At 31.7% G+C, this 14,943-nt stretch carries 13 protein-coding genes; 9 read left to right on the forward strand and 4 right to left on the reverse strand.

All coding sequences use genetic code 11. The annotated features are described in order from the left end of the window. The first annotated feature begins 23 nt into the window (after positions 1-23). From AAGD20_RS02215 to prfA, 8 genes are all read left to right on the forward strand, one after another. Positions 24-1,430 (forward strand): hypothetical protein, encoded by a 1,407-nt coding sequence (locus AAGD20_RS02215; RefSeq protein WP_341749227.1) that lies wholly within the window; start codon positions 24-26, stop codon positions 1,428-1,430. Next, positions 1,427-2,464, forward strand: coding sequence for a hypothetical protein (locus tag AAGD20_RS02220; protein ID WP_341749228.1), 1,038 nt, complete (start codon positions 1,427-1,429; stop codon positions 2,462-2,464). Before AAGD20_RS02215 ends, AAGD20_RS02220 begins: the two co-directional genes overlap by 4 nt. Positions 2,465-2,563: 99 nt before the next feature. Next, positions 2,564-3,691, forward strand: a complete 1,128-nt coding sequence (locus AAGD20_RS02225; protein WP_341749229.1) for a hypothetical protein — start codon at positions 2,564-2,566, stop codon at positions 3,689-3,691. Positions 3,692-3,799: 108 nt separating this feature from the next. Then, on the forward strand, positions 3,800-4,426 hold the full coding sequence (locus tag AAGD20_RS02230) for a bifunctional (p)ppGpp synthetase/guanosine-3',5'-bis(diphosphate) 3'-pyrophosphohydrolase (RefSeq protein WP_341749230.1): 627 nt from the start codon (positions 3,800-3,802) through the stop codon (positions 4,424-4,426). Between the two features lie 133 nt (positions 4,427-4,559). Further along, positions 4,560-6,473: a threonine--tRNA ligase gene (thrS, locus tag AAGD20_RS02235; RefSeq protein WP_341749231.1), complete on the forward strand. Its 1,914-nt coding sequence runs from the start codon at positions 4,560-4,562 to the stop codon at positions 6,471-6,473. Positions 6,474-6,838: 365 nt separating this feature from the next. Next, positions 6,839-7,381, forward strand: coding sequence for a translation initiation factor IF-3 (infC, locus tag AAGD20_RS02240; protein WP_341749426.1), 543 nt, complete (start codon positions 6,839-6,841; stop codon positions 7,379-7,381). Between the two features lie 14 nt (positions 7,382-7,395). After that, on the forward strand, positions 7,396-8,637 hold the full coding sequence (locus AAGD20_RS02245; RefSeq protein WP_341749232.1) for a pyruvate dehydrogenase complex dihydrolipoamide acetyltransferase: 1,242 nt from the start codon (positions 7,396-7,398) through the stop codon (positions 8,635-8,637). 57 nt (positions 8,638-8,694) lie between these two features. Further along, on the forward strand, positions 8,695-9,762 hold the full coding sequence (gene prfA, locus AAGD20_RS02250; protein WP_341749233.1) for a peptide chain release factor 1: 1,068 nt from the start codon (positions 8,695-8,697) through the stop codon (positions 9,760-9,762). A 256-nt stretch (positions 9,763-10,018) separates the two neighbouring features. On the opposite strand, the gene AAGD20_RS02255 is transcribed toward prfA, so the two are convergent. From AAGD20_RS02255 to AAGD20_RS02270, 4 genes are all read right to left on the reverse strand, one after another. Further along, entirely contained in the window at positions 10,019-10,570 is a 552-nt protein-coding gene (locus AAGD20_RS02255; RefSeq protein WP_341749234.1) for a septation protein A, read from the reverse strand. 23 nt (positions 10,571-10,593) lie between these two features. Continuing rightward, entirely contained in the window at positions 10,594-11,409 is an 816-nt protein-coding gene (locus AAGD20_RS02260; protein ID WP_094648934.1) for an FTR1 family protein, read from the reverse strand. 17 nt (positions 11,410-11,426) lie between these two features. Continuing rightward, a complete protein-coding gene (locus AAGD20_RS02265; RefSeq protein ID WP_094648933.1) occupies positions 11,427-11,801 on the reverse strand; it encodes a cupredoxin domain-containing protein in 375 nt (124 codons plus the stop codon). A 152-nt stretch (positions 11,802-11,953) separates the two neighbouring features. Beyond that, positions 11,954-13,918, reverse strand: a complete 1,965-nt coding sequence (locus tag AAGD20_RS02270) for a lytic transglycosylase domain-containing protein (RefSeq protein ID WP_410520912.1) — start codon at positions 13,916-13,918, stop codon at positions 11,954-11,956. Between the two features lie 68 nt (positions 13,919-13,986). Here AAGD20_RS02270 and fabD point away from each other — a divergent pair, with 68 nt between their 5' ends. After that, positions 13,987-14,916 carry an ACP S-malonyltransferase gene (gene fabD, locus AAGD20_RS02275; protein ID WP_341749236.1) on the forward strand — a complete coding sequence of 310 codons (930 nt, stop codon included), beginning with the start codon at positions 13,987-13,989 and terminating at the stop codon, positions 14,914-14,916. Positions 14,917-14,943: the final 27 nt, after the last annotated feature.

Consider the following 14,943-nt stretch of genomic DNA (forward strand, 5'->3'; position numbering starts at 1 on the left):
TTCAACTATTAGTTTATTGATTTATGAAAGGGCAAAATTCACCATATCTAGATAAATTAAGAAAAAATTTATTTAAGATATTTACCTTAATTATTATAATTTATAGCACAATTATAATATCATTATATCAATATTATAATGATAAAGTTGAGATGAAAAAAGCACAAATTCTGCAAACCAATTATGACAAAATAGTAGAGGTAAGTATGAATAAACTTTCTTCTTTAGCATATTACTTATCTAGCAATATTCAGGACAAAAACATTTCAATTAACATTACTAGTAGTGAGATTGAGATATGTACTGAAGCACTAAAATGTAAAAATTATAATATTTTCCGTTTTGGGGAACTATTAGATTGGAGTATTCCAGAATTCATTAATTACAAGATAGAACTGAATAAAAATTTTCTTCATTCAAATACTAAAATGCAAAATTATCAAATAGATAAAATATATCATATTAACGATTCTTACCAACTTAATATTAGCCTGGCAATTAATAGTGTATTTTGGCATAAAGTAGAAACAGAGATCAAAAGAAGCTTTTGGCTATTAACTGCATTTATTACAGCTAATATGATCTTGTTATATGTTCTATTAAAAATATTATTTAGCAGTTTCAGTAAGTCTTATGCATTACATTATCAAGATGAACATACTGCAAAATTAGAGCAACTCAAACTTAATCATCAAAGAGAATTAAAACATTGTGAAACCTTCCTAATGAAAAAGATTTGGAATAATGATTTTAATAAACAAAAAGATTTGGAAATTAATTGTTTATTTGCTCAAGAAGCTAATCAAATATCGTTGCTTGATAATAATTTCGATAATCAAGAAGATATGCTCAAGGATTATAGGTTAAGAAACTTTGGTGATAAAGTACCTTGCTCTATAACATTGTACCAAGAAAATAAAATAGAAGAAATTGATACCACTAAATTAGTTGATTTATTTATTGATAGATTTAATCAGGAAGATGAGAATATATCGTTTAAAATTTCCAGTAAAGCAAAAATATTACATTTTTCTTCTAATGCAGCATTGTATCAAATAATTTATAGTGTTATTAGCTATCTATTCTTTTTGTTAAAAAACCAACCTTTTGTTACCAAGCATAATATTAAATTAACTATTGACAGTATAAAGCAAAAGGTGGTACTACATTTTGAATATGATGGTTATCCTATAATGACAGCACAAGAGCTGCTAAAAACGTCAAATAATTTTTTCAAAACCCATGCTAACCCTTTTCTACTTAATCTAAGTCAAGTATTTAATCTATTGCAAACGAATGGTTATAACTATCAAATAAGTCATAATCAAAGTAATGTTATAGAGATTTACTCAAATGATTTGAAGAATTGGAACAACCAACAAGAAGAAAACGTCATTTTATTAAACTCTTTAATTAAGAGAAAAAAATGAATAAGAATTTTTTGCTACTTATAATGTTAATTGTGGTCAATGATTCATTTGCTCAGGAACAAATATCTAATTTGATTATACCAGTTAGTTATTTTGTAAGTCACGAGAAGCAGCGTAATGCACTTAAGGATAGCTTAAGTAAACATAAACAGGTAAGTATAGTAGGCACTAGCGGTATTGGCAAAACGCAATTTGTTAGAATGCATGCCTATGATAATAAGGCTGATTACGATATTATTTGGTTTTTTGATTGTAATGTTGATCTTAATGAGCAATTTGTCAAGTTAGCTAAACAGCTTAATAGTATTAGAAATGCTAATATATCTGAAAATATTACTTTAGCAAAGAAGGAAGTAATATCGTATTTAACTGACAAGAATAAGTGGTTATTAATATTTGATAATCTAAAAATTAATGAAAATAACAAAATTCAAGAGTTTATTGATTGGGAGAGTAATGGAAATATAATATTTTGTTCGCAAGATAGTGAGAAATTACCTAACACTATAGAAATGGCTTTATTTGACAAAGATACTACCGCTATTTTAGCTAGTAATTTATTAAGTAATAAAGACGAAAAAGATATTGAATTTTTAATAAAAGCATTTAATGGTTACCCTATACTTATAGTTCAAGGCATTCAATTATTAAATAAGATCAAAGGTTTAGATAGAGAAGAATATAAGAATAAAATTTATCACTCAGCTGATAAAATAACAACAAATATTAATATGGCTATACAGGGATTAAAGCCTAGTGCAGTAAAGTTACTTAATAAAATAGCTTTACTAAATAATCAGAGTTTCTCAAAGCAACTACTTAGTGTCATTACTGATAGTAAAGATACTCTAGATGACGATATATATAAATTATCTAAGTTCCTACTGATTAGCAGCATTGATCCTAACCAAGGTAATCCTATTTTTGAGATGCATGATATTATTGCTAATAAGATCATGGAGCTAAATGGAGCTAAAAACAATAAAATGTATTTAGAAGATATTATTTTAAAACTACCTAAACCTAAAAATTAGGTATTGTTGATACATGTATGGAGAGCATCAAAGACTATACGTGAAAATCTGGAAATTCTTTTCAAAAATTCGGAAAAATATAATATTGGCGTATATGCAATGCTTAATTTAAGAGCTGATTTACTCTCTTTATGTATAAATGATAGCAATATATGTAAAGTAAAAGAAATGACAGATTGGTTCGAACAAAAATATAAGGAAGGTAACTTTAAACTTTGGAAAATGTCCGAAAATCAAAAATATCATTATGCTCGATATTTAGGAACAATAGGGGCGTATAATAGAATGTCCTTAACAAATTTTGAAGTGGCTATTTCTTACGTTACTCAAGCATTAAAGATTTTAGATGATCTTAATGATTGTGATGCCTTAAAATTTATTTTAGACTTACACTTATCTAAATCTCAAGTATCTTTAGGTCATATAAAAATTACCGAAGAACGCCTTGAAAAAATGCAAAAATTATTAAAACAAGAACTCCAAGAATCTGATGTATTTGTAATATATTCTTTAAAGGCAAGCTTATTTTTTATCCAAGGTAGATATGATGAGGCTTTAGTTTATATCGATAAAAATATTGAGGTACTTACAAAAAACGGATTACCCCCTAATAATAGATATTATACTTCATCTTATCTACTTAGGGCGGCAATACTAAACTATCTTGGTAGATATCAAGAATCCTATGCTCAAGCTAAACAATTATGTGACATGTATCATTTACAAGGTGAAGGGATTGCTTATGCTTCCAAGCAAGTGGCAAGGATTTATACACAATTGGCAAGAAGTGAATTGGGACTGGGTAAGATGGATGAATGTCTAGATCACATTAATAAAGCTATAGACCTATATTTAGCAAAGAGTAGAGATGTTAATGATACAAATTATTATGAAAATCCGGATCTGGCGGCTAGTTATGTGGTACAAGGTGAGATTTTATTTGCTCAAGATAATATTAAAGAAGCAATAGCATCTTATAAAAAAGCTTATACTATATATCATTATTTATATAAAGATAATCGTCAAAATATTGCACAAGTTAGTTACTTATATAGTCAAGCAGCTATAGCCGCCTGTAAATCAAAAGATTTATATAATTATAAATTCTTTGGTAAATCTCAAGTTAAAGAATTCGGCATACATCACCCTAATACTAATGCCATGTTTGAATATTGTGAACAATATGACATGGATTTATGGAAAAAGCAAGTTAAGGTTTATAACTAATTCGATAACAAATTATATTATTAAAATATCTTATTTATAACTTAATAATTTAGTCATTGACAGGAAGTGGTAATTTTTATTAATATCTCTAAAATATTATAGAGTAATATGAGTTTTATGTTATATAATTTCCACAAGATTGTCAGTGCTATTGGTACTAGTTTGCATGAGAGTTCTATAGTAGAGAACATATCATATAGGCTAAAAGACCCTGCTTCTGTCTTAAAGAAGCTGTTAAGAAAGAATATTGATTTTCATCAATTAACTGATCTAGTGGCTCTTAGAATTATAGTTGATAAGCAAGAAGATTGTTACAAAGTATTGGATATTCTTCATGATCTATATCCTAACAATCTTGAGAAATATAAAGACTATATTATTAATCCTAAGCATAATGGTTATAGTTCTCTGCATGTCGTGCTTGCCGTTGGGACACCTAGTCGTAATGTGGAAATACAGATACGAACCAATCAGATGCATGATATAGCAGAATTTGGTACCGCTAGTCATGGTGAATATAAAAAATCACAAGAAGCGAGAATAGAAGAATTATTTTCTACAACATTATCTAATATAGATGCTATTTATAGAGGGCTAAATAATGCATATAAGCTTTTTGAACAGTTTAATTGGACTATGCTGGAGTTAGTTGCTTATGAACAAGAAATCCAAGATGTTTGGAATAATTGTCAAGATGACTTACAAGCAATACGTGAACAATTATTAGAAGAGTAGGTATAGTCAATTGATGAGAAATTGGTGACATCCTTTTTGTTGAAACAAATGGCTAATTAGCTATATTAAAATTTAAGTTGAATATAAGCTATTAACAATATAATATGGAGATGTTGAAATTAGATAAGATACAATGATTACTATTACTTTTCCAGATGGAACACAAAAGCAATTTACAAAAAATATTACGGGGTTGGAGATAGCTAGTCAAATCTCTACTTCTCTAGCAAAAGATGCTTTGGTTATTGAGGTAAATAATGAGCTAAAGGACTTAAGCTTGCCGATAGAATTTGATTGTAATTTAAGAATTCTAACCTATAAAGATTCTAAATGCTTAGAGGTAATACGTCATGATGCTGCTCATATAACAGCGGAGGCAGTTAAAGAATTATTTCCCAATATCCAGGTAACTATAGGGCCAGCTATTGAAAATGGCTTTTTTTATGATTTTGCTAAGGAGCAACCTTTTTCATCGGAAGATTTGCTGAAGATAGAAGCAAAAATGCATGAGATTGTTAAAAGAAATGAGAAAATCACTAGAGAAGTATGGAATCGTGATCAAGCTATAGAATTCTTTAAATCAATTGGTGAACATTATAAAGCTGAGATAATCTCGGAAATTCCGGACAATGAGGATATTACCTTATACCGGCAAGGTAATTTTATTGATCTTTGTCGTGGTCCGCATGCTCCATCAACTGGCTTCATTAAACATTTTAAATTAATGAAAGTGGCAGGAGCATATTGGCAAGGTGATAGTAAGAACCCTATGCTACAAAGAATCTATGGTACAGCTTGGGCAACAAAAGAGCAGTTGGACAATTATCTGTATATGCTTGAAGAGGCAGAGAAACGTGATCATAGAAAATTAGGGCGGGAACTTGATTTGTTCCATTTTCAGGAAGAAGCTCAAGGTATGGTATTTTGGCATGATAAGGGTTGGAGCATATACCGCATTATCGAACAATATATCAGAAATAAAATTAGAAAAATGGGGTATATTGAGGTAAAAACTCCGGTACTTGTTGATAAAAGCTTGTGGGAATCTTCTGGTCACTGGGAGAAATTTAGGGAAGATATGTTTGCTCTAAATCTTGCTGATGATAAAACGCTGGCTATGAAACCAATGAATTGTCCATGTCATGTACAGATTTTTAAGCAAGGTATCAAAAGTTATCGAGATTTACCATTGCGTATGTCTGAATTTGGTTTATGTCATAGAAACGAGGCATCTGGAGCATTGCATGGTTTGATGAGAGTAAAGGCTTTTAGGCAAGATGATGCCCATATTTTCTGTACCGAAGAGCAAATTAACAGTGAGACAGTAAAATTTTGTAGTCTCTTAACCGAGATTTATAAAGATTTTGGCTTTTCGGATATAAAAATTAAATTTTCAGATCGTCCTAAGGTAAGGGCTGGCAGTGATGAAGTTTGGGATAAAGCCGAAAATGCTCTAAAAAATGCCGTAAAAGAAGCCGGTTATTCTTACATATTAAACCCTGGTGATGGAGCATTTTATGGACCAAAACTAGATTTTTGTCTTAAAGATTCAATAGGTAGAGAATGGCAATGCGGTACTCTACAGGTTGATTTTGTCTTACCAGAACGTCTTGATGCCCACTATGTTGCAGCAAACGGTGAGAAAAAGAGACCAGTAATGTTGCATAGGGCTGTAATTGGTTCTTTTGAACGATTCATTGGTATATTAATTGAAGAATATGCCGGACGATTCCCTCTATGGTTAGCTCCTGTACAAGTAGCTATTGCTACTATCACTAGTGATTTAAATGATTATGCACTTGAGGTGCATAAATTATTGGTTAGTGAAGGGGTAAGGTCAGATATTGATATTTCGCCTGAAAAGATTAATTATAAAATACGTTGTTTTTCTAATGATAAAGTGCCTATAATAGCTGTTGTTGGTAAACAGGAAATGGCAAATAATACTGTGACTATAAGACAACTCGGATCTGATCAACAAGAAATTATTTCTTTAAAAAATCTAGTAAAGCTTGTGAAAGATCAGAATACCCGCTATTTAACGTAAGTGGTATTTTGAATATAGCTAAATGTCATTGCGAGTCCACACTCCTTCATTGTGAGGAGCTGCAAAGTGGCAACGAAGCAATCCATAAAGGTAATTAGAAATGGATTGCTTCGTCGGCTCACGCCTTCTCGCAATGACGGTTGTGCTTGTAGTTTGTCATTGCGAGCGAACATATGTGAGCGAAGCAATCCATTCTTCATTAAGAAATAGATTACTTCAATGCTACTAAAGTAGCTTCTCGCAATGACAGTTGAGGTTTATGTACTCCTTGCAATGACGAGTTAACTAGAATGGGTTAGTTATATGCTCAAAATAATTTGAGTAATAATATAATTTTATTTAAACAATAATTATGGAGAAGTTTTATTTCTGGAGTTAAGAGCAGTAATTTTCCGAAGGCTAATAGGGAAATTAGGGCTAGTCAAGTTCGTTTAGTCGGTGAAAATGGTGAGATGCTTGGCATCGTCAGTATTAGGGAAGCTTTGGAGTATGCCGAAAAGGCTGCTTTAGATTTAGTAGAAATTTCACCAAATGCTGAGCCTCCTGTCTGTAAGATATTGAATTTTGGTAAGTTTAAATATGATAGTAAAAAACGTATTCAAGATTCCAGGAAAAAACAAAGAATTATTGTCCTTAAAGAGATGAAGTTTAAGCCAAACATTAGTCAGGGTGATTTTGATGTGAAGCTTCGTAAAATCAAGGATTTTTTGAAGGAAGGTGACAAAGTAAAAATCTCCTTATGGTTCAAAGGTAGAGAGATTATCCATAACGATATTGGTATGAAGTTATTTGACCGTATATTGTTAGAACTAGAAGGTTTGGCTAAGATTGATTCTGCTCCTAAAATGGAGGGTAAACAGATAATTATGTTAGTCAGTCCTAATACCATAAAAATACCAACGAACTAATTAGAACTAATATTATGCCAATTAAGATTCTCATGCCTGCTCTATCCCCAACTATGACTGAAGGGAATGTTAGCAAATGGCTAAAAAAAGAAGGAGATAAGGTTGTTCCAGGGGATGTTATAGCAGAAATAGAGACAGATAAAGCTACTATGGAAGTGGAATCTGTAGATGAAGGGGTTCTTGCTAAAATAATTGTACCACAAGGTACAGAGAATGTAGCGGTCAACTCACTTATTGCTGTATTACTTGAAGAAGGTGAAGATATAAGCTTATTGGATAATTTTATAGCAAGTAGTGATAATGTTGCTAAATCATCTGAAAAGCCGGCAATAGTTGTAGAGGAAAGTAAATCAGTTAATTTAACTCCGGAAAACAAAACAATAAAAGATACTGCTAGAGTATATGCTTCACCTTTGGCTAGAAGATTAGCAGCTATTGATAATATTGATTTGTCAAATATTCAAGGTAGTGGACCACATGGTAGAATAATTAAAAAAGATGTATTATCCTACTTAGTGCAACCAACAAATAGTGGTAAGATTAGGGCGGTGAACAGAAATAACCAGGAGTACAGGTCTGTCCCCAATAACAATATTCGTAAAATCATCGCTAAACGTTTGCTTGAATCTAAACAAACCATTCCACATTTCTATCTCTCAATAGAATGTAATATGGATAAGTTGCTTGATATTAGAGAAGATATCAATAAATCGCTGATAGAAGAGAGTAATATTAAAATTTCTGTCAATGATTTTGTTATTTTAGCAGTAGCCAAAGCTCTAAAAATTGTACCGGAAGCAAATGCCAGTTGGGATGAATCTGCTATTCGATATTATAATAACGTCGATGTATCAGTTGCTGTAGCAATCGATAACGGTCTTATAACACCTATCGTCAGAAATGCTGATCAAAAAGATTTGGTGACATTATCCCGCGAATTACAAACTCTTATAAAAAAAGCCCGGGATAATAAATTAACTCCTGAAGAATTTCAAGGGGGTGGTTTTTCCGTCTCTAACCTAGGTATGTACGGTGTTAAGAGCTTTAATGCTATAATAAATCCACCACAAAGCTGTATCCTAGCAATAGGAGCAAGTTCAAAACGTCCAATAGTTGACAATGATCAGATAAAAATTGCTACTATGATGGATGTTAGCCTTTCTTCTGATCACAGAGTTGTTGATGGTGCTGTTGGAGCCAAATTTTTGACTTCATTCAAAAAATTTATAGAAAGCCCTGCATTGATGCTTATATAATTTCTGATTTGCATCTTATCTTCATCACAACTTAAAACTTAAATCATAGAATAAATTATGAGCTTTTCTGATAATCTAGTAAAAATCTTAAACAAATATGAAGAAATATCAAAAAAATTAAGCACTGGTATAGTCGGAGAAGAATTTATCAAAGCATCGAAGGAATATGCTGGACTAGAGCCAATTGTTCAAACAATTAATGAATATAATAAATCTACATCCGAGTTACGCGATATCAAAGAAATGGCACAAGAGCCAAATTTAGACCATGATACGCAGTCGATGATATATGATGAAATACATCGTTTAGAAGCTCTGATGCCTAAACTAGAAAGGGCGGTAAAGCTTTCTTTGTTACCAAAAGACGAAGCTGATACAAAAAATGCTATTATCGAGGTAAGAGCTGGTAGCGGTGGAGAAGAAGCGGCATTATTTGCAGCAACTTTATTTAATATGTATCACAGATACGCCGAATTAAAAAGCTGGCGTTTTGAAATATTATCAATCTCAGATACTGGTATTGGCGGATATAAAGAAGCATCAGCCCTGATTCAAGGACGCGATGTATTCTCTAAACTTAAATTCGAATCAGGCGTCCACCGAGTGCAAAGAGTCCCTGAGACTGAGTCAAGTGGGAGGATCCATACTTCGGCAGCTACCGTTGCTGTCTTGCCTGAAGCAGAAGATGTAGACGTTAAGATCGATGACAAAGATTTACGAATTGATACATATCGAGCATCGGGAGCAGGTGGACAACATGTCAATACCACAGAATCAGCGGTAAGAATTACCCATTTACCAACTGGTATTGTCGTTGCCTTACAAGACGAAAAATCACAGCATAAAAATAAAGCTAAGGCTATGAAAATTCTTCGTTCTAGGGTATATGAAGCAGAGCGATATAAAAAAGATATGGAGAGAGCCGAAGTACGCAAAGGTCAAGTTGGTTCTGGTGATAGATCGGAAAGAATTCGTACCTATAACTTTCCGCAAGGCAGAGTATCTGATCATAGAATTAACCTAACTCTCTATAAAATAGAAGATGTCGTGAAAAATGGGCAGTTAGACGAATTTATTGAAGCTTTAATATCGGCTGATGAGGCAAAAAAACTTTCAGAAGTTTAACGTTATTAAGAGGAGTCATTTTGTGACAATGAAGTAATCTTAAATTGTTGTTCTTAGCAACGTTGTCATTCGCTTGACTTAGTTTCATCCCTGTGAAAGTAGGTATCTAGTACTACAGTTGTAGATTGAATGTGAGTGTTCACGGAAAAAAGGTTAAAGTATAAGATGTCATTGCGAGGAGACCGTAAGGTCAACGAAGCAATCCATTTTTAATCACTTTCCTGACTGTACGTTATCTGGCAATGACTCTTAGAGTTCAGCTTATGTCATCTGTTGAGTCTGGCAGTTTGTTCTTTAAGATAAAAGGTATTTGTAGCAATAGGAAAATGAACATTATAGGTATTGCTCCAAATATTTTAAATATAACCCATGTAGATTCTGCAAAATTACGCCATACTATTTCATTTAATATTGCCATGAACAGGAGGAAAGCCGCGGTTCTATAGCTTAAAATATTCCAATTTTTATCTTCAAGTTGGACAAAATGATTAAACATATATTTCATAAATGCCTTATTTCTTACTGCACTGATAAAAAATGTACCACAAAAAATTAAATATAGAATAGTCGGTTTGATCTTGATATACATAGAGTTACCACTGATCAAAACTATACTAGCTGAGACTAATAACACTCCAGAAGATATTAATAATGATCTTGAAACTTTGCCTTCTATAAAATAACACAAACTAACGCAAATAATTGAAGTAATAAGTATATATAACGTTGCACTTTGCATACTACCGCCATAAAAATAGCCAATAAAAAACGCTATAAGCGGAGCAATTTCTGATAAAAAATTAAGCATAAATTAGGTTTATTTCTCTGTTACTAGTTTTTTGTGCATCTGATTTTCATTTGTATAAAGATATTAATTAATCCTAGAGTACAAATATAAAAAATGACTTGTAAGCCATTAGGCTTAGCAATATATCCAGTAATCATATTTAGAAATTTACCATAAATGCTGTTATCAGAAACTAGCCATGAGCTATCCCAAAGCTGGTCTGGCAGAATAGTAATAATTCCTGAAGAAGTCAATATACCAGCCGCTTCTGCTGCAAAGCCACTGGCAATAAGCATTAGTAAAATTGAAGATATACGAAATATATATTGTTGGTTTGCTAATTTTATAAAACCTAAATATATAACGATACCAAGTGTTAGTCCGCTAACCATACCAATAATTAACCCTAGTAGATAACTATTAGCGTCAATTACTTCAACTGAGGAAATACTGTAAACTAATAAAATAATTTCCATTCCTTCTCGAAGAATAGTTGCTGCAACAATCAATATTAGCATTATATAACTACTATCGCCGCTACTAATCTTTACAGACAAATCATTAAGATGTCGCTTTATCTTAATACCATAACCTTGCATCCATACTATAGTCCAACCAATTAACACAACTGTTAGTAGAATAACTGCAGAATTAAATATCTCATCCCCCATGCCACTAAATGATATGGATATAGTGCGAGTGAAGAACGCGAATAATGCAGCAGATACTGTGCCAAGCATCACTCCAGCAATTATATAAATTCTAGATTTTTCTAATTGTTTTGTTACAGCAAGTATTACCCCAAGCAACAAAGCTATTTCCAGACATTCTCTAAATACTACTAACGCTATTTTAAACATTTAAACCGTAAATAAATTTAATTAACAATGAGAGACCCTTGAGCCGTCTCTTGGTGAAAATCTCCGAAGAAATCATATTTACCAGGAGCTAAAGGGGCAAGTATTATATTTATAGAATCATTTGGCATAATGATCTTTTCGCGGTGCAGATCATGACTTTCAAACTCCTCTACAGTATTATCTTGATTGTGGATAATAAAACGAATTTTCTTACCACTAGGTACTGTAATAACATCAGGTTCAAATCTATGGTTTTTTATGACCGTTACAATTTCTAACATAGCAGTATCTGTATTATTTTCAGATTCAACTTTATTATTAATTATAAAAATTATTATTCCTGATAATAGAACAACGCCTATAAAGAGTCCAATGGTAGCTTTTCTTTTCATAATTTTAACTCGAAAGCTTTATTAAAGTTACAAAATACACTAATATAATCATAATCACAAGTATATATAGTAGAGTATAGTTTTTTTGTTTCTTATTTTTTGATAATTTCATAAGTATCCTTCCTATATTATACAGTATAATTGTATTACCACTAAGTTAAAAGATCGTGTTTTAATTTTAAATTATTATTTTTATTAATTATAGTCCTATAAACTTGTATATTTTCCAACACACGTTGCACATAATTCCTAGTGTGAGGATATGGTATTAGCTCAATCCAATCAATTACTTGCCATAAATTTTTTAGCTTTCGTGGATCACCAAATAGATCCATCCACTTTGATATGGTATTAGGACCAGCGTTATAAGATGCGATAGTTAGAATATATGACCCATCAAATCGTTGTAACAGTGTTTTTAAATAATTGCTACCTAGCATAATATTATATTCAGGATCAGTGGTTAGTTTTTTAATGTTACATTGATGATTAAGAGATTCTGCAGTATCACAGGCAGCAGCTTTTTCAAGTTGCATTAGCCCATGACCTTTAGCGTCATTAATGGTGTATTGATTAAAACCCGATTCATGTCTGATAATACTATATGTTAAAGCTTCCTCTACAGGAGAGGTTTTTACTGCCTTTATATGCGTGATAGGGAAAGCATAATCTTTAATAAAAACATGATATTGACAAGCGATTCTTGCTATTTCTACCATATGGAAAATATTATCATAGCTGCTAATTAGCTTAGTAATTAATAAAATTTCAGATGGCTCTGATGATTTTCTAATAGCCGTATCAGCATATAAAAAAGCTAAACCATACTTACCATATTTAATTAAATGTTTTATGGCTCTAATAATTTCACTATTTTCCAAATTAGGCTTAATGGATTTAGGTTTTTGTGGTAGAATTAAGTGATTCGTTTTAAGCTCAATATTTGCCAACTGCCCATAAAAACGATCAGAATATTTAGCTGCCATATTATAAAATTTATTTGCTTGTTTCATATCCCCTTTTGCTTGATATGTTCTAGCTAGCCAATATTGTCCCCTTGATATACTTAATGGCTTTGTTGTAAGTTTCATAAATTTATTAAAATGACTTAAAGCAAGGTCAGGTTTATGTAAGAATCTAAGAGCAAGCCAACCACTAAGCCACTCTGCTTCTCTTATATATTCATGGCTTACAGTAAGAGGTATAGTAATTGTTTTATAGCTATTGGCAAAATCTTTTTGGTCAATAAATTCTCTGGCGTAATAGGATTGTAGGCGCCCCCAACGGGCAGAATGTATGTTATCTGGCTTTACTTTTTTAAATAGAGCGATACTTTTGCTGGTGGGGATATCTTTTTTTTTGGAATCCAAATAGTGAAATAATAAAGCAGGGGTATAATATTTTTCTGATATTTTTTGAAAAAGTTCCTCACTATTACTAGACTGGTTTAGTATAGCAATTTGGGCAAGGAAATTTTGTTTATAGCCATTACTCACATAGTGCATATATTTTTTGGCACTATTAATATCGGTTTCCCATAAATATTGATCAATTTTTTTCACATGATCTTCTTCACGTAATATATTTTTGAAATTAGTTAAATCATGATCTTCTTCACGTAATATATTTTTGAAATTAGTTAAATATTGTTTTTCTTCTGGAGCAGTAAAGACGCCATAAATCCAACCGTTTTTTATAATTTTTGCTAATTTCTGTTGATCTTTTATTAATTGTTTAGCAGCTAAAGCGTAGAACTTATAGCCTAAAGGCGTGATTGGTTGGTTTTTATTAAACCAATTTATGATTAAAGTTTTGTCTGTGCCATAATTTAGATATTGTTCAGCTCTCTCTTTTAGTTTGTTGATATGTGGCCAGTGGGGATTATCTTGTATAAAATTTATTACCGATGCAAAATTATTCTTTTTATAATTTTGGTCTAAGAACTGTTGAGACATGACAATTTTGATTAAAGCTTGATCTTTTGAAGCTTTTGCCATCTTTTCACAATCTTGCCATTCTTTGTTGTCTAGATGGGTAAAAGTGTTTTTAATAAAAGTATCTTTATCATAGATCAATGCCATTGACTCTGATGTTAATAGTTCTAGAATGATTAAAATCATTGACAGTATTGTCTGAATTCTCATAATCGGCAGTGGGTAAATTATAATTATTATAAGGTGTTATTATGAATAGAGCATTTGTCTTTCCAGGTCAAGGATCACAAATAGTTGGTATGGGAAAAGAGTTTTATGATAATTTTCAAGTAGCAAGAGAGACCTTTGAAATTGTTGATGATACTCTTGGCAGAAAATTAAGTCATATTATCTTTAACGGATCAAGTGAAGATTTGACTTTAACAATTAATGCCCAACCGGCACTAATGACCATCTCTATGGCAATAGTGAATGTTATTAAACAACAAACAAATAGCAATGTTAGTAATCTGTGTTCATATGTTGCTGGTCATTCTTTAGGAGAATATAGTGCATTATGTGCAGCAGAAAGTATAAATCTACAAGTAACTACCGAATTGTTAGCGGTACGTAGTAAGTCCATGCAAGAAGCCTATCCGCTAGGTGAGGGTTTAATGGCAGCATGTATAGGCATTCCTCTGGAAAAGCTGGAACAGATTATGAAAGAAATTACCAATTTTGATATAGCTAACGATAATATAAAAGGGCAAATAGTAATTAGCGGTGAGATTATGGCAGTGCAGCGGGTAATGTCTATTGTAAAAGATTTAGGATACAAAGCTATTAAATTAAATGTAAGTAGTCCTTTTCATTGTAGTTTGATGAAGTCAGCAGAAGATAAAATGGCACAAGCTTTAGATAAAATAACAATTAACAAGCCGTTCGTTCCGGTGATACAAAACGTTACAGCCAAACCAACAACTAATCCTATAGAGATAAAGAAAAATTTAATCTCACAGATTTGTGGTAGAGTGAGGTGGCGTCAAACTTTAGATAAATTAGAAAATCTAGAAATAGAACAAATAGTTGAAATCGGTGCAGGTAAGGTTTTGACGAATATGCTGAAAAAAACTGACCATAAATTTAATTTGATTAATGTTTCCACTATAGCAGAATTGGAAGAATTTCTTAAAATTATATGATAATATTATTATCTACAATTAAAGAGT

The sequence above is a fragment of the Candidatus Tisiphia endosymbiont of Sialis lutaria genome, assembly GCF_964026535.1.
In the GTDB taxonomy this organism is placed as follows: domain Bacteria; phylum Pseudomonadota; class Alphaproteobacteria; order Rickettsiales; family Rickettsiaceae; genus Tisiphia.